The organism is Euzebyella saccharophila (assembly GCF_014855495.1).
Classification (GTDB): Bacteria; Bacteroidota; Bacteroidia; order Flavobacteriales; family Flavobacteriaceae; genus Euzebyella; species Euzebyella saccharophila.
The window spans coordinates 951431-968729 of record NZ_JACYFJ010000002.1; the positions used below are offsets into that span (position 1 = coordinate 951431).

Sequence of the window (17299 nt, forward strand, 5' to 3'; positions counted from 1 at the left end):
ACGTTATGAAATTCAATACCCCACAACGCATAGCCGCCATAGGTTCGCTATGCATGATATTTATAATTGCCTGTAGCAAGGACTTTGAAGGAATAGTGCAGGATTCCTTTGATTTTACTTTTCATGGCACGAACGAGGAAAACGGCTTTGTATTTGAAGCTGTAAGAACGGATTTCAGCTTGGAACCCGAACGGATGGTCTCTACCGTTTCCTATTTCATGAAATATAATATCCTTGACGGAAAAGGCTATTATTTAGGTACGGAAAACGATACCATCCGCGAAAACGATACCATCCCCGTCAAGGATTTTGACCTTTCTTACCGCTATATGCCCATCGATACGGGTATGCACAAAGTCAAGGTATTAGCCTGGGATTCAAACCGATTGCAAAAGGAGTTGGAGTTGGCCTACAATGTCAAGTACGCCAGTTTCAGCTTTCTCTTGGGCAAGGGTACCGGGGATTTCATTATCAATAGCCGGAACCCCGTCAATGTAACCTTGTTACGGGACAAGAACACGGTTGCTCCGGATGGGGATTCGACCGAAGAATTTGAGATTACCTACCAACTGGAAGATGGTTCGGGCAAACTCCATTTGGACGATGTTACCTACGATGCTGGAACCCCCTTCAAGTTGCCCAAGGGCGTTACCGAATTTGGCTACTTACCAGAAACCTTGGGCGAGCACAAATTGACCATGATTGCGAAGGCTCCCGATGGGGCATCCCTGATGAACGAGTTGCTGCTGACGGTGGGAAATGTCAATTTCACATTTAGGGCAACCGCGGCATCCTCACAGGTGGAGCTGGACACCAACCTGGCAATCAATATCGATTTGCAGACACAGGAAGGGGAAAGCGAAGTTACCTATGATATTAGCCATTCCTTTTCTTCCGATAGCCAAGGCGCGGGAACCGTACGGAACCAGAATGGCGGGGTCATGGACCCCGGGACTTTTCGCGGCATTGATCCCGGCAATTATAACTATACTTTTGAGGACGATGAATTGGGGCAGCGCAAAATCTATTTTGATATACGAGACAGCAATGGCCAGAGGAAAAGGGACAGTGTCGAGATCGAGATTGCCAACATTCCCTTCACTTTTAGCGGAAATTCGGAAAGCAACCAGGTATTCGTAAACCAACGGACACAGCTTAATTTCAACATTAAATCGAACGGTAACACATCCAATATCGATTATTTCCTGACCTATGACCTAGAAGAAGGAAACGGAAGGGTTACTGGGGTCAATGGAAATACGATCCGGAACAATACCGACTATCCGGTCGACTTGGGTAATTTCCCATTGTTTTATACGCCGGAAACCTTGGGCCCGCATCGCATCAATTTTCTCGTTACGGACAATTACGGGCAAGCGGTCGGACCTGTGGAGATCGATCTGGATGCCAATCCCCTTGAACTGGAATTCAATGCCTCGGCCAATAGCAACGAGGTATTGGTAGGCCAGCGTGGTACGATTTCATTGAGCCTTATCGAACAAGGGGATTACGATGGAGTTTCCTATGAACTGAATTACTTTATTTCAGGTGGTGACGCACAATTGTACAATGGGAATTCGCCCATAATCCCTAGCCAATATTTTTCGGTAAGTCCGGGAAGCTTTGCGTATGATTTCGTTGGGCACCAGGCAGGAACCTACGAAATAACTTTTTTGCTTCGTGACAGCAACGGTCAGATTCTTGAAGATAAGGTTACCGTTGTCGTTGGCAACAACGACTTTACGGTCAATATGACCCCGTCCAAGGCTACTGAGTTTTCCAACATTCCGGTGGGTATGATCGTGGATATCGACGAAGTTCCCGACGGAGCGAACGACAGTTACACGGCTTTCTTTTCTTCTAGTCAAAACGGGTCGATGTCCATTAATGGTATAACCTATGGTCCGGGGGAACAATTTCCTTTGGGTGCCGGGGTCAACAATATTTCCTATACCGGATCGGAACCCGGACAGCATAATATCGTTCTCAGTGTCGAATCGGGATCGGACGTTACCCGAACGGCCAACACTACCATCACTTTTGACCAGGTCGATTTTACCTTTACCGGGGGCACCCAAAAATCGGACATAACCGTAGGGGAAACCACTGGCCTCAATTTTAATATTTCGGAAAGTGTCGGGTCTTCGGATTACACGATGCGTTTCAGTATGAACGGCAATGCGCTCATCAGGGACAACAATGGTATAGAGGTAAGCCCTGGGAACAGTTATGATGTTAATACGGGCAACTTTAACTGGACGCTCGAAGGTACCAATGAAAGTACCGTTCGAATGGCTTTCACGGTCCGAAACGATACCGGATTGGAGAAAACCGTGGATATAACGGTAAACGTTGCGGCCAAGGATTACACCTTTACCGCATCGGGCACATTGCAGCAGGCCTATATCGGGGAACAGGTGGATGTTAACTTCAATATTTCCGAAATCGGAATCGGTGGGGACACCTACGTGATGTATTTTTCGGCAAATGGTAACAACGGTTCTTTTGAATATGCGGGCACAAGCTATTCCGCTGGGGAAAGTTTTGATGTACCCGTTGGGGCATTTTCGGGAAAGTATGTCGGAATGACCGAAGGCAACCATAACATCACTTTTACGGTGCGCTCCTCATCAGATGTGGAAAAAACGGCCAATGTCAATATCAACTATGAAAGGTACGAGGAACCTTTCGAGTTAACCGTTAGTCAGGCTCCCGGAGAACGTTTGGAAGAAGAACCCTTTAACATCACGGTCATTACCAATGCCATTGGCACCCATGATCCGGCGGTGACCTATCAAATGACATTTTCTTTCAATGGAAACCGTGTCGGTTATTTCTTTTATGGCGGAAATAGATATGATGAGGGGGAAACAATTCCATTGAATTATGGTAGTACCAACCTTACTTTCTATCCAGAGACCCCAAATACGTTTACCATTGATTTTGAGGTGGAGAACTCAACAGGACACTCCAAAAGCGGAAGCACATTTGTTGACACTTTAGGAAGGCCCGTGGCATTGGTCAAAGGGGAAAAGCACAATGTCAGTTGCGGAGGATTGAACGGTTGTGATTATCAAGTCAGGATCTATACCTGTTTTGATATCGGGTGCTCGGAGGCCTATGGCGGTGCTACGCTGGACCAGGTGGAAATCAGGATATTCAACCGGAGTACCAACCGATGGGATACCCGATTGTTCAATTACAACGAAGCCACGGGCAGTGGAGTGTATCGATATTTCATGTTGGAAGAGGAACCCCGAGAAAGCCGTTTGAAATATCTTGATCAGGACTTTGAGGTCAGGGTCAGGGATACCAATGGCCAATGGAGTGATAAAGTGACGGGGAGAGTGGTCAGAGTTTGAGGCTCAAGAGCACTTTTAATGCAGTAAGCTAAACATAACTAAAACTAGCTTCTCTTGAAAGTATAGGTAATCACTACGTCCTGATCATCCAGAAAATCCTCTTGGTCGACTACCAATCGGTTTTGGCTAAACTCCACGATAATCCAATCGTTACGATTATCAAATCGTATAATCCGGTTGTCAATTAGTTCGTAACTATCGTCCTCGACATTTTGAAATGCGGGTACTTCCCCACAGGACAGTCCGTTCTCATTAATAGAAAAAGCACCTTTTTCTTCAGCTCCCCGAGAGCTGAAGAAAGTGAGATTATCCTTTAAGCATTGGCGTATTTCGTTGGTGTTGAACAGGTCTACATTGACCGTACCGTCACCGTTGATGTCCACGGCCGTATTGGAATCAATCGCCTCATATTCCCATTGACCCAACAAGGCTTGGTCTCTATCCGATTCCGCGACACTGTCATCATCGCTATTGCACGAAAAAAATAGTAGCATCGGGAATGCAAGAAAGATGAAAATATTTGGTTTCATTGGAATTGGCCTAGGATTACTACAAATATATCAATAAGGATTACACATTTTAAACAAGAATTTCCAAAATTAATTGTGCGTAGGCAAGATAAATGCATGGAGCGCTTTTTTGCGCCTCCATGCTTTTATGCGCGGTGCTGAGGATGTTTAAAAGCCGAAGCCGGAAAGACGACCGAGTGCGAGCCAGCGCAGCTTGCTCGCTCGGTCAGGCTTGGAGGCGAAGGGTTTTTAACTTCCGCAGGCACAGGGGCAGGCATTCTGAAAATGGCCTGTCGCATTAAAAAAAATAATTTTATAGTTATTTAGATGCTTTTTGAGGGATTTACTGTACCGTATCAATCACACTTCCGCAAGTAAGCATAGCATCCCCGTAATAAGGATTTCGTATTTCGGTATCTGCACTTATCCAAAATGCACCCTTGTTATTATTTGCCATTGGACATTTTTGGATAAAGACTTTTGGGTCTATATTATCAATATTCATTACAATGGGAACCATATTCTGATTCAATAACACAAAGTGGCTACGTTGGTTCTCAATGTCATCGTTCTCGGAAATGGCCCCCAACATCTTTTTGATTTTAGCAACGTGCGATTTTTCCATAGTCCCCAATTCCGATTCCCGAATAAGTTGGATTTCTTCCAGTGTTTCTTTTGCGAAAGCGGAAGTGTTTATTGCGTCGCTGTCAACAAAAGCGTCCTTCATTTTCAAATACGGTTTTAAGCTTTTTTGAAAAATACTTTGAGTGTTTTTGGAAAGTTCCATTTTACACTGCTGCCGTCACGTGTTAAAAATGATTTGTTATTTATATTTAATCTAAATAAAGTTTGTTCTTTCCGTTTTGATTTCTATTTTTGTCGCCGAAATAATCACTTACTTATATTAAGTCTAAATAAATTTAAAGATGAAAAAATTGTTTTTTACCGCTATTATAGGGAGCCTTATTCTTGCATCGTGTTCTTCTGATGACGACCCGATTACTGAAACATCAAACCTTGAGGTACCTGCAAACTATACCTTTGAGCGAAACGGACAATCCACAGTGGATTTTAGCGGCCAGACCACCCGTATTTTAATGGCCGAAGAAATCCTGAATGCCTTTACAGATTTCGAAAACACGACTGAAGTATCCTTGCAGGCAATGTATGCACACCAGCAAGGAAACTCCGATTTTTCGGATAATGTTTTAAATTCATCAGATAAAAATGTACGCAGCAAGACCGCAGCTTCCCAAGATTATTTTAGTGCCAATGCCACAGAAGCGGCAGCGATCAAAGCTTTGTTTGACAGCTATATTTCAGGCCAAGTCAATGAGGTATTCCCTAATAAGGATGTCTTGGCAGCAGCCGGCAGTGCCGGTCAACTTGCCGATGGTACCAAAACCCGTTATGTTAACGCCAATGGCCTAGTGTACAAGCAAATCTTCGCAAAAAGTCTTATCGGCGCCCTCATGGCGGATCAAATGCTCAACAATTATCTCAGCCCCGCTGTTCTTGATGCTGACAACAAAGTAGCGGACAATGATAATGGGATCACGGAAGAAGGAGAGGCCTTCACCACGATGGAACATAATTGGGACGAGGCCTATGGATATCTTTACGGAACATCTGTTGAACCGGCCAGCCCCAACACAACCATTGGGAGTGATGATAGTTTTTTAAATGATTATGTGGGCACGGTAAACGGGGATCCGGATTTCTCTACCATTGCTGCTGACATTTTTGACGCCTTTAAATTGGGCCGTGCCGCCATAGTGGCAAAAGATTATGCCCTGCGGGACGCCCAAGCTGCCATTATACAGCAAAAAATATCCGAGGTCATCGCCATCCGTTCCGTATATTATCTCCAACAAGGGAAAGATTTGCTCGCAATTGGGGATTTTGGGGCCGCATTCCAAAACCTTTCCGAAGGCTACGGTTTTGTTTTCAGTTTACGGTTCACTAGAAATCCGGACACGGGTACTTCCTTGTTCAGCAAAAGCGAGGTCGATGGTTTTACGTCTGATCTCTTGGCAGATGGCCCCAATGGTTTTTGGGACCTTCAACCATCAACAGTGGACGGTATTTCTGAAGCTATTGCCGCTAAATTCGACTTCACGGTCACCGAGGCAGCCAGCGCAAATTAAATAAAAGTTGAATTAACCGGATCAACCGATTTCCCAACAAAGGACAAATCGGTTGGTCCAAAATCAAAAAAAATAGTTATGAAACTTTGGAGCTTTATCTGTATTGGATTCCTGTTATTCGCCTGTTCAAAAGATGATGGGACCGGGACCATAGCACCGCCCAAATCTGGTTTTGACCGTGGCGCCATGCTCGTAAATTGGGCAGATAACATCATTGTCCCCACTTATACTTCCTTTAAAACAGAGGCAGAAAGCTTGAACAATGCCGCAACAGCCTTTACAAATGGGCCGACAGAGGCAACGCTACAGAGTTTGCGCGCCTCGTGGACAACTGCCTACATTTCCTTTCAAAAGGTCTCTATGTTCGAAATAGGCAAGGCCGAAGAGATACGGTACAGGAACCGCTTGAATATTTACCCGTCAAACACCGAAAAAATAGAAAATTTTATAGCAGCCGAATCCTACGATCTGGCCTTGCCGTCAACAATAGATGCACAGGGTTTTCCGGCTATAGATTATCTCATCAATGGCCTTGCCGGAACAGATATTGAAATAGTAAGCTTCTATAATACGAACGGCAATGCCCAGGGCTATAAAAATTATCTTGGCACCCTAACGGAAACTATCCTGCAATTGACCACAATGATACTCGATGATTGGAATGCAGGCTTTAGGGACAGTTTTGTCGCAAATACAAGTTCTTCGGCAACCGGATCTGTTGACAAAATGGCGAACGACTATATCTTCTATTTTGAAAAATCGTTGCGCGCAGGCAAAGTAGGAATACCCGCAGGTGTTTTCTCTGAACAACCGCTACCCGAAAATGTAGAGGCCCGCTATAAAGAAGATTTTTCCAAACAACTGTTACTTACGGCGATCAAGGCTAGCCAGGATTTTTTCAACGGAAAATATTCTAACAACAATACTACCGGGGAAAGCTTTAAGACCTATCTTGATTTTTTGAACAGTATTAAAAACGGGGAGGACCTAGGTAGCCTTATCAATGCACAGTTCAATGCGGCGGATACCCAGGCAAACGAATTGAACGATAATTTAGCCCTACAGATTGAAACCGACAACACCAAAATGCTAAGTACCTATGATGAGCTACAACGCAACGTTATCCTCTTGAAAGTGGATATGCTGCAGGCATTGAGCATAAATGTGGATTATGTAGACGCCGATGGCGATTAGTCCATGGTTTCACGTATAAATGCATACCGGAATAAAACTACAGATGCCGCCCCGTTGGCGGCTTTCCGTATTTTATTTGGACTGATGATGTTTGTTGGTATCGTCCGTTTTTGGAGCTATGGCTGGATCGATAAATTTTACATTCAACCCAAATTCTTTTTTTCATATTATGGGTTTGAATGGGTGCGGCCTTTGGGCGGTTACACCTATTTATTGTTCTTTATTTGCGGTATTGCGGCAATCTGCGTTGCCTTGGGGTATCGATACAGGATAGCGATCATACTTTTCTTTTTAAGCTTTACCTATATCGAGTTGATGGATAAGACCACTTACCTCAACCACTACTATTTTATTAGTTGTCTTAGTTTTTTAATGATCTTCCTCCCCGCAAATGCCTACTTTTCATTGGATGCCCATCGGGATAGGGATAAGGCCTATGGACAGGTTCCCAGATGGACCGTTGACGCCATAAAATTATTGATCGCACTTGTATATCTCTACGCCGGTTTGGCAAAATTGAACAGCGACTGGCTAATTCGGGCAATGCCGCTTAAGATTTGGTTGCCGGCCCAATATGATCTGCCACTGTTGGGGAACTTAATGCAGCGGGAATGGCTTCACTATGCCTTTAGCTGGGGCGGTGCGGCCTATGACCTGGCAATACCGTTTTTGTTATTTTATAAACCCACCCGTTGGTCAGCTTTCGCTCTGGTGGTATTTTTTCATTTGATGACCCGCATCTTGTTTCCCATAGGTATGTTCCCTTATGTGATGATCGTGAGCGCACTCGTTTTTTTCGATGCGGGAGTCCACCATAAAATACTGAAAACGCTTTCGACTATTTTTAGGATTAAAAAGGAAAAAGCAGATGCAAGGATACGCAATAAAACCTATCGCAATAAAACCAGGACTCCAATGCTTATTGTGGGTTTGTTTATTGCTTTTCAGTTACTTTTTCCTTGGCGTTATCTGCTCTATAAAAACGAGCTTTTTTGGACCGAGGAGGGATACCGCTTTTCTTGGCGCGTAATGCTCATGGAAAAAGCTGGATATGCACAATTTAAGATTGTGGATAAAAAAAAGGAGGCAGCTTTCCTTGTTGACAATACCGATTTTCTGTCAACATTTCAGGAAAAACAGATGAGCACCCAACCCGATTTTATCCTTCAGTACGCCCATTTCCTCGGAAAACATTTTACAGCACAGGGCCATAAAAATGTAGCGGTCTATGTAGAAAGTTATGTAGCACTCAACGGCAGATTAAGCCAACCTTATATTGACCCAAAAGTAAATTTATTGGAGCAGGAAGAGTCCTTTGGAGCCAAGGACTGGATATTGGAATTTAAGGATGAGATCAAAGGTTTTTAAACAATTCAGAAAAATGTATTTAAAAAAGGGATATATAATTGTGGCACTAATTTTTGCTTTCACCAGTTCCGCGATGCTTGCACAATTTGTAGTTCAGGGAAAAGTAGTTTCCGCAGCTTCCAACGAACCCGTCCCAAATGCTGAAGTGTATCTCACCTCCCTAAGAAAATCAACCGTCACTAATGATTTTGGGGATTTCAAATTTCAGAACATCCCTAAAGGAACCTATACTATTACCGTATTTGCGTACGAGTTTGCCATACGGGATCACGTAATCGGCATTTCTGGTGATACCTCGCTGCACTTAGAACTTGAATCTTTGGGCGTAGAACTTTCTGAAGTAGTGGTTACCCAAAGGAAAGAACGCATTTTTGCCCTAAAACGATTAAGGGACGTTGAGGGAACTGCCATTTATGCTGGCAAGAAGAACGAAGTGGTACTGGTAAGTAACCTTACCGCTAATCTTGCCAGCGGGAATGCCAGGCAGATTTACGCTCAAGTGGTCGGGCTCAATATCTATGAAAACAACGATGCCGGGCTGCAATTGAACATTGGAGGGCGTGGACTCAACCCCAACCGCAGTGCAAACTTCAATACCAGACAGAACGGTTACGATATTTCCGCCGATGTTTTAGGGTATCCTGAAAGTTACTATACCCCACCCCCAGAATCAATAGAACAGATAGAAGTGGTAAGAGGTGCAGCTTCTTTGCAGTACGGGACACAATTTGGAGGCCTTATTAATTTTAAGCTGAAACAACCCGACTCCAACAGGAAAATAGAGTGGATATCCCGGCAATCCTTAGGTTCTTATAACTTGTTCACCAGTTTTAATAGCTTAGGTGGAGCCTTGGGAAAAGTCGGTTATTATACCTTTTTCAACTATAAAAAAGGAAAAAGTTTTCGTCCCAATTCGCAGTTTGAATCCTTCAATGGATACGCACATTTGGATTATTCCCTTACAGAAAGAACCGCCATTTCCTTTGAAGCAAGCTATTTAAATTATCTAGCGCAACAACCAGGTGGTCTTACCGATAAACAGTTTGAACAAGATCCAAGCTTTAGCAACCGAACACGTAATTGGTTCAATGTTGATTGGAAACTATACTCAATCCGCTTGGAACACGCTTTTGATAATAAAACCGATTTAAGCCTCAACCTCTTTGCCCTGGATGCCTATAGGAAATCGGTTGGTTTTCGCGAAAACAGGGTTTCACAGGAAGATGATCTGGAGGCTCCACGGGAATTGATAGTAGGTAATTTTAACAATTGGGGGGCAGAAGCCCGTTTGTTAACGCGGTATAATTTTTTCGGAAAAGAGAATTCGTTGCTTTTTGGTGGAAAGTACTACCAATCCAATAATACGGAACGGCAGGGTCCAGGCAGCAACGGCAGCAACGCCAATTTTAATTTTGAAGAACAGACCTATCCCAACTACCCAAGGCAAAGCGATTTTAGGTTTCCGAACTTGAACCTTGCCCTGTTTTCCGAAAATATCTTTAAGGTCTCCGAAAAATTTTCGGTAACTCCCGGACTACGGTTTGAATATATAAAGACCAGAAGTAGGGGCGCATTTAAGCGAATCAACTTTGATATTGCAGGTAACCCCATCTTAAACGAAGAGATGGCGGATAACCGTGATTTTGAACGTTCTTTTGTTTTATTGGGTGTTGGGTTGGGTTATAAATCTCATAAAACGCTAGAACTTTACGGGAATATAAGTCAGAATTACCGCTCGGTTACTTTTAACGATATTAGAATTACCAATCCGTCACTGACCGTAGACCCCAACATCAAAGATGAGCAAGGATATACTTTTGATATAGGGGCTCGCGGGCGGATAAAGAAATACATTTCCTATGATGTGGGTGCATTCTTTTTAAGTTACAAAGACCGTTTGGGAGTTATAATAAGGGAAGTAAGTGATATCCAGCAGGAGCGGTTTAGAGGGAACATAGGCGATGCCGTTTCCTATGGCGTTGAAAGTTTTGTGGACTGGAATATATGGGAAACCCTATCCACAGAAAAAAATGATATCAAGCTCGGTACTTTTGTCAATCTGGCCCTAACAGATTCAAAATATACGGCTTCCCAAGAAAATAATGTAAGGGGTAAAAAAGTCGAGTTTATTCCCGGCATTAACCTAAAAACAGGATTAAATTTTGGTTATAAAGACTTTTTGGGGAGTTTGCAATATACTTATTTGGGCCAACAGTTTACCGATGCGACTAATTCACCCAGGGATTTTGAAAGCCAGAGTGGTATTGTAGGCGAGATACCTGCCTATGACATTTTGGACCTTTCCTTTTCCTACACCTACAATCGGTTTAAACTGGAGGCAGGGATCAACAATGTTTTGGACGAAAGCTATTTTACGCGCCGGGCTACAGGTTATCCGGGTCCGGGGATCATACCAAGTTTACCACGTACCTTCTATGCGCTCCTGCAACTTAAATTTTAGGCAATCTTTATTTGGGATTAAATTTGGATTTCATCAAAATATATTACAAAAATAGTCGCTGAAGATCGGATTTACCAACTACCGTTCCTGATTTTTGTCAATGTCAAGCCTCTTGTGAAGTGCATCAATTTCCTTCATTTTAGAGGTAAGCGAATCGAGTCCCAAATTAGGGAATCGTTTTCGTATAAATTCAATCCGATCTTCATTACCACAATCACCAGGACAGGCTTCCACGGTTTCGGAGATTTTTATGGCCAGTGCCTTTCGGTAGGTTTCATCCAATAAAAGGAAGTGCGCTTTATCAAGTCCTTTTTGCGCTGCTTTAAATTGAATCAATATTTTGTCGGGGTCGGCATCCTCATCAAGCATTTTAATGAGACCTCCAAGTTGCCCACTGATGCCCTGAAGCCTTGTTTTAATATCTTTACTTAAATCTCTCGGTATCATTGGTCTTAAATTTTTGTCAATATATAACTGTCTTGGGGGTGGTCTGCAAATTTATCCTGAAATTATTTAGCAACAACCAGAGCCTTCCTGAATTGGTGGGCAGGCTACGGTTCCATATGAGCAATAGACACAACAATCACCTTCTTTTGGTCTTATGATTTCTTTGCAATTATCACATTCATAGAAGAATTGACAGGCCGTTGTAGGCATTTCTTCCTCTTTTTTAAAACTGCACTTTGGGCAAGTAATGGTAGATTTTAATATCGTTTCCATATTTGAATTTTAAAGCATATAGGTTAGGTCAGAGGCCATGGTCGGATAGGCAAACACCATCGTCCTTAAATCGTTTACGGTCATTTTGGTCTTTATTGCCATCGCGAATAGGTTAACAGTCTCCTCACAGTGTGGCCCGATAAGATGTGCCCCTAGAACCGTACCGTTATTTTTGTCAATTATTGTCTTGTATGCATATTCTTCGACATTCAGACGCCTTGCGTTGAACCAATCATCAACCTTATCATAGTTTACCCTAAATTCAAGACCACTGTTTTTGGCCTCGGTTTCTGTCATTCCGACGGATGCCATTGTAGGCAAGGTGAATACCACCGTCGGCATCGGGGGATAATCCACTTCTTTGGAATTTCCCTTTAGGATATTGGAAGATACTACGTGTCCCTCCATTACGGCCACGGGTGTCAAAGCCAATCCTTCCGTTTCCGCTGCATCCCCTGCGGCGTACACATTGGGATTTGAAGTGCTCTGAAGGTATTTGTTGACCGAAATCCCTTTATTGGAATAGGCGACATTTGCTCTTTCCAACTCCAAATCGAAAATAGCGGGAGGCCTTCCGGCCGAATTGAATACGGCTTCCACTTCAAATTGATTCACGTTCCCGTTGGTAGTGCCACTAATTAAATAGCCTTTATCGATTTTTTCAATTTTGGTCACTTCAGTTTCCAGAACCAAGTTTACTCCCAAATCCTCGGTTGCCGTAGCAAGATGTGAAACTATATCGGGGTCAAAATTTTCCAGGGGCCTTTCGCCTCGGTGCACTATCGTAACATTGGCACCGGAGCGAGCGGCGATATGGGCAAATTCAAAGGCTATGTAACCGCCTCCGATAAACAATAAAGATTTGGGCAATTTCTTTAAATTCAGAAAATCGGTACTGGTCAGGGCAAGTTCCCCGCCTTCGAAATCCAAAACTTTAGGTTTTGAGCCGGTTGCCACTACAATTTTATCTGCCTGAATCGTTTCTTGCCCCACTTGAAGCGTGTCATTGTCAACGAATTTTACAGAAGCATGAAAGGTTTCGATGCCATTTTTCTTGTAGCCTTTCTCAATCTTCGGCGGCATTTCGTCAACAAAGGTCTGCTTGAATGCCATTATATCCTGCCAATTGATTTCGGGAATTTCATCAATGCCCTTTCCTTTCAGTCTTTTTGCAAAATCACGCACTTCCGTTGCGCCGATAATCACTTTTTTGGGGTCGCAACCGCGCAGTGCGCAAGTACCGCCATAGGGCAGTTCGTCGGTAATCCCGACCGAAAGCCCTTTTGAGGCACATCTGTTGGCTATGGTCATACCGGCCATACCCGAACCGATAACAAAGACATCGAATTTTTTAGTCACGGCCTCACCCATTGTTTTCCGTTACTTTATAACCAGTGCCGTTGATGGCTTTTATGATTAGTTCCTCGGTAACTTTGGTACTGTCATATTTGACTATTGTACTGCCCTCTTCATAGCTGGCCTTCACGGAAAGTATACCATCCAACTTGTTGACCTCGCTCTCTACGTGGTTTTCGCAACCCGTACAGGTCATTCCTTCCACTGTAAAGGTTTTCTCAACAATACTTTCCTGCTGCACATATACGATGTCCTTTGAGGGTTGGGCATAAAAAATTCCGGAGTAATAAGGAAATGCCAGCATTAACGCCGCAAAGAGCGTTACAACGAGCAAGAATTTTTTTGATTGCAGAAAGGAAGGTTTCCCTTCATCTTCACAGGCGCAATCAATTTCGTGCTGTGTTTTTGGCTTTAGCTTTTGGTACCAGGCAAAAGCAAGCACCAAAACTGTTAGACCAATGAGATAAGGTCTAAAAGGTTCTACCCAAGAAAAGGTGGATGCGATTCCGCTAGTTCCCGCAATCAAAGCCAAAACCGGGGTTATACAACATATTGATGCCGCTATGGCCGTCAATATTCCTGCATAGGCGACCTTGTTCGAGGTTTTTCCTGTTTCCATTTTATGCTACCTTTTTGTTTTTCTGAATTTTGATAAATACATTGTCCAATACTTCGTTGTGATTCCGGACCAATGAATAATACAGGGTTTGCCCCTCACGTCTCGAAGAAATCAATCCCACATCCTTCATTTTACGTATGTGCTGTGAAATTGCGGGCACGCTCATTTCAAGTATATCGGCAAAATCACAGGGACAAAGCTCACCTTCCTCATTCAACAAGAATAGTATCTTTAACCGTGTTTCGTTACCGGCCAGGGCTAACACTTTGCTGATTTCGACAATCGCCTCTGAGTTTGTTCCCAAGGTTTCCCGACAACGCATTAGCTGCTTTTGGTCGGCCTCGGCGCGTGTACAACTTAATTCAAGTGCCATAGTACTGTTTTTCACAAAGATATATTAATATAATTATTTAAGCAAATACTTAAATATATTCAATGTCATAATCCCCTTTCGATTAAAAGGGGTACTAAAGACTATTTATTTCTTGAAACCATCAATTGATAAACACAAGGAATCACAATCAAATTCAAAATAGTAGCAGATAACAAACCACCCAAAATGACCACCGCCATTGGGCTTTGTATTTCACTTCCCGGTTCGCCACCTTTTAAAGCCAATGGTATCAATGCCAGACCTGTGGTAAAGGCAGTCATTAAGATGGGATTCAATCTATCCAAAGCTCCGGTTTTAATCAACTGAAACCCTTGTTTGCCATCCTTTCTTAAATCTTCATATCGTGATACCAATAAAATACCGTTACGAGTAGCAATTCCGAAAAGGCTGATAAAACCAATGGTTGCTGCAATGCTTATGATTCCCGATGTAAAATAGACGATCAAGATACCACCAATTAAAGCCAAAGGCAGATTTATCAACACTACGAATGCCAGTTTTACATCCTTGAATTCATAATAGAGTAACAGAAAAATAATCACTATGGCAATGATGGCAGTTATCAAAAGTAACTGCGAGGCCTTGGACTCACTCTCAAACTGTCCACCATATTGTACTCGATAGCCTTCTGGCATATTCACATTACTGGAAACCACTTCTTGTATTTCCTCCACGGCACTCCTCAAATCCCTGCCCTGAACATTGGCAGCGACAACGATTTTACGTTGTACATCTTCTCGATTAATCGTATTTGGACTACTCACGGATTGAACGGTTGCCAATTCGCCCAAAGTGGTCTGACCTTCATTCGGCAAACTGATTGAAGTATTCCCGATGGTTTCAATATTATCCCGAAACGGTTTTTCGTATCGAACCACCAAATCAAAATACTGTTGCCCTTCATAAATCTCGCCAGCCTCTTCGCCTGCAAAAGCAATATCCACTTGTTCCATTAAATTGCCGACGGTCATTCCATAGGCCGAAAGGATTTGACGTTTGGGCTTGATGCGTATTTGCGGTACTTCAATTTGTTGGTCAACCGCAACATCTGCCAATCCATCAATTTCCTTGATGTTCTGTTCCACGCTTTTACCAACTTCAAACAAACGTTGTAAGTCTGAACCGAATATTTTTATGGCAATGTTGGCACGTGTCCCCGAAAGCATATGGTCGATACGGTGTGCGATGGGCTGTCCCAATGTAATATTGACACCAGGTGCGATGCTCAATTTATTCCGGACTTCCTCAAAAAATTCTTCCTTGGTTTTATCTTCGAGAACAAAAGGAACATCAATTTCCGAAGCATTAACGCCTTGTGCGTGTTCGTCCAGTTCGGCACGACCTTGTCTTCGTGTTACCACTTCCACCTCGGGCATATCCAGTAATAGGGTCTCTATCAGCTTACCTGTCTTATTGCTTTCTTCCAAAGACATTCCCGGTGGACCGACCACACTAATTACCAAAGAACCTTCATTAAATTCCGGCAGAAAACTTCTTCCCAATTGCGTTACGACCAAAAGGCTTAATACAAATGCAATGACAGTTACGCCTATAATCGATTTGGGTATTTTTGTCGCACGTTCCAAAAGGTTACCATAATGCTCCTGTAACCAACGTTCCACACGGGTTCCTTCGGATTGTTTCTTCAACAATTTTTCATTGTTCAATAAATAGGAACATAAAATTGGGGTTACGGTTACGGCAACAATCAACGAGGTCAATACTGACGTCACAAATGCGATTCCCAGCGGCTGTAATAAACGACCTTCCATTCCGCTTAAAAAGAATAAGGGGACAAATGAAACGATGATGATAAGCGTTGCAATAATGATGGAGCTTCGTATTTCCACGGAAGCATCTCGCACAACCGTAATTGTCGATTCCCGTTCTGCTTTTGGTTTTCTGATATTTTCGCGAAGGCGTTTATAGACGTTTTCCACATCAATAATGGCATCGTCCACCAATGCACCAATCGCAATGGCCATACCACCTAAACTCATCGTATTAATGGTGTAGCCCAACCACTTTAAAATGATGATGGACACTAATAATGAAATAGGAATTGCCAATAAGGAAATTAAGGTCGTTCTCCAATTCATTAAAAAGATGAAGAGGATAATCATTACAAAAAAAGCACCTTCTAAAAGGGTCATATTTAGATTGCTAATGGAAGCATCAATAAAATCGGACTGTCTAAAGATTTGACTTTTAATATTGACACCTTTTGGCAAGGTTTTTTCCAAATCGGCAATGGCTTCATCCAATCGGTCTGTCAGTTCTAACGTGTTGACATCGGGTTGTTTTGAAATGGTCAGAATTACTGCTGGATTTGCATTCAATGAACCATCTCCAATTTTATCGGCAGCACCTATTTGAACCGTTGCCACATCTTTTATTTTGATGGTTTGACCATTCACTTCCTTGAGAACAGCCTCCTGTAAATCCTCAATTGCATAAGCTCTACCACTACCTTTTATGATGTATTGATTACCGTATTGATTAACAATACCGCCCGGTGCATTTTGGTTTGCTTCCTTAACGTATTCTACCAATTCGGAAAGGCTCACATTGTAATGCTTCATCTTTTCAGGATTGGCAAATACTTGGTATTGTTTGTAATCGCCACCTATGACCACTACATTGGCTATGCCGCCAATCGCTTTTATGCGTGGGCGAATTGTCCAATCCGATAAGGTTCTTAATTCCATTGGCGAAAGACTATCGGACGTTACGCCTAACAACATTATTTCGCCCATAATGGACGAAATAGGTGCCATCGTGGGTGCGCCAATTCCTTCGGGCAAATTTTCCCTTACCATAGGGATACGTTCACTTACAATTTGGCGTGCTCTATAAATATCGGTTCCCCATTCAAATTCTACCCAAACAATGGAAACTCCTGCTGCTGATGACGAACGGATTCGTCTCACATTTGGCGAACCGTTTAAGGCTGTTTCCAATTGATAGGTTACTAATTTTTCTACTTCTTCAGATTCCATTCCGTGCGCTTCGGTAAGAATTGTTACCGTTGGTGCCGTAAGGTCTGGGAATACATCGACGTTCATAGTACGTGCATAGTAAATGCCCAAAACGCTCAATGCAACCGCTCCCAATAGAATGAGCAGTCTGTTTTGAAGTGAAATTGATAATATTTTGTTTAACATTTCTC

At 43.0% G+C, this 17299-nt stretch carries 13 protein-coding genes; 5 read left to right on the top strand and 8 right to left on the bottom strand.

Translation table 11 applies throughout. The features are described from left to right. Positions 1–5: 5 nt before the first annotated feature. Entirely contained in the window at positions 6–3362 is a 3357-nt protein-coding gene (locus tag IL355_RS10545) for a TraQ conjugal transfer family protein (protein WP_192462071.1), read from the top strand. 44 nt (positions 3363–3406) lie between these two features. Here IL355_RS10545 and IL355_RS10550 read toward each other — a convergent pair whose 3' ends face one another. Both IL355_RS10550 and IL355_RS10555 read right to left on the bottom strand, forming a co-directional pair. After that, entirely contained in the window at positions 3407–3892 is a 486-nt protein-coding gene (locus IL355_RS10550; protein WP_099545073.1) for a hypothetical protein, read from the bottom strand. A gap of 322 nt (positions 3893–4214) precedes the next feature. Next, positions 4215–4658, bottom strand: coding sequence for a DUF3347 domain-containing protein (locus IL355_RS10555; RefSeq protein ID WP_099545071.1), 444 nt, complete (start codon positions 4656–4658; stop codon positions 4215–4217). Positions 4659–4797: 139 nt separating this feature from the next. Between IL355_RS10555 and IL355_RS10560 the strand changes: the two genes are divergently transcribed. From IL355_RS10560 to IL355_RS10575, 4 genes are all read left to right on the top strand, one after another. Then, positions 4798–6018, top strand: a complete 1221-nt coding sequence (locus IL355_RS10560) for a DUF4856 domain-containing protein (RefSeq protein ID WP_099545070.1) — start codon at positions 4798–4800, stop codon at positions 6016–6018. Between the two features lie 78 nt (positions 6019–6096). Beyond that, positions 6097–7212, top strand: coding sequence for an imelysin family protein (locus IL355_RS10565; protein WP_099545068.1), 1116 nt, complete (start codon positions 6097–6099; stop codon positions 7210–7212). A 3-nt stretch (positions 7213–7215) separates the two neighbouring features. After that, a complete protein-coding gene (locus IL355_RS10570; RefSeq protein WP_099545066.1) occupies positions 7216–8580 on the top strand; it encodes an HTTM domain-containing protein in 1365 nt (454 codons plus the stop codon). A gap of 13 nt (positions 8581–8593) precedes the next feature. Further along, the gene (locus IL355_RS10575; protein WP_165776566.1) at positions 8594–11041 is read left to right on the top strand and encodes a TonB-dependent receptor; all 2448 of its coding nucleotides are present in this window, start codon (positions 8594–8596) and stop codon (positions 11039–11041) included. Positions 11042–11119: 78 nt separating this feature from the next. On the opposite strand, the gene IL355_RS10580 is transcribed toward IL355_RS10575, so the two are convergent. The 6 genes from IL355_RS10580 to IL355_RS10605 form a co-directional block, all read right to left on the bottom strand. Then, the gene (locus IL355_RS10580; protein WP_099545064.1) at positions 11120–11488 is read right to left on the bottom strand and encodes a metal-sensitive transcriptional regulator; all 369 of its coding nucleotides are present in this window, start codon (positions 11486–11488) and stop codon (positions 11120–11122) included. A gap of 66 nt (positions 11489–11554) precedes the next feature. Then, the gene (locus IL355_RS10585) at positions 11555–11761 is read right to left on the bottom strand and encodes a GDCCVxC domain-containing (seleno)protein (protein WP_099545062.1); all 207 of its coding nucleotides are present in this window, start codon (positions 11759–11761) and stop codon (positions 11555–11557) included. 9 nt (positions 11762–11770) lie between these two features. Further along, positions 11771–13120, bottom strand: a complete 1350-nt coding sequence (locus IL355_RS10590) for a dihydrolipoyl dehydrogenase family protein (protein ID WP_380081230.1) — start codon at positions 13118–13120, stop codon at positions 11771–11773. Between the two features lie 4 nt (positions 13121–13124). Further along, positions 13125–13736: a mercuric transport protein MerTP gene (gene merTP / locus IL355_RS10595; RefSeq protein WP_099545058.1), complete on the bottom strand. Its 612-nt coding sequence runs from the start codon at positions 13734–13736 to the stop codon at positions 13125–13127. A gap of 1 nt (position 13737) precedes the next feature. After that, entirely contained in the window at positions 13738–14109 is a 372-nt protein-coding gene (locus tag IL355_RS10600) for an ArsR/SmtB family transcription factor (RefSeq protein ID WP_192462072.1), read from the bottom strand. A gap of 101 nt (positions 14110–14210) precedes the next feature. Next, complete coding sequence (locus IL355_RS10605) at positions 14211–17294, bottom strand: efflux RND transporter permease subunit (RefSeq protein WP_192462073.1); 3084 nt, start codon at positions 17292–17294, stop codon at positions 14211–14213. Positions 17295–17299 lie beyond the last annotated feature (5 nt).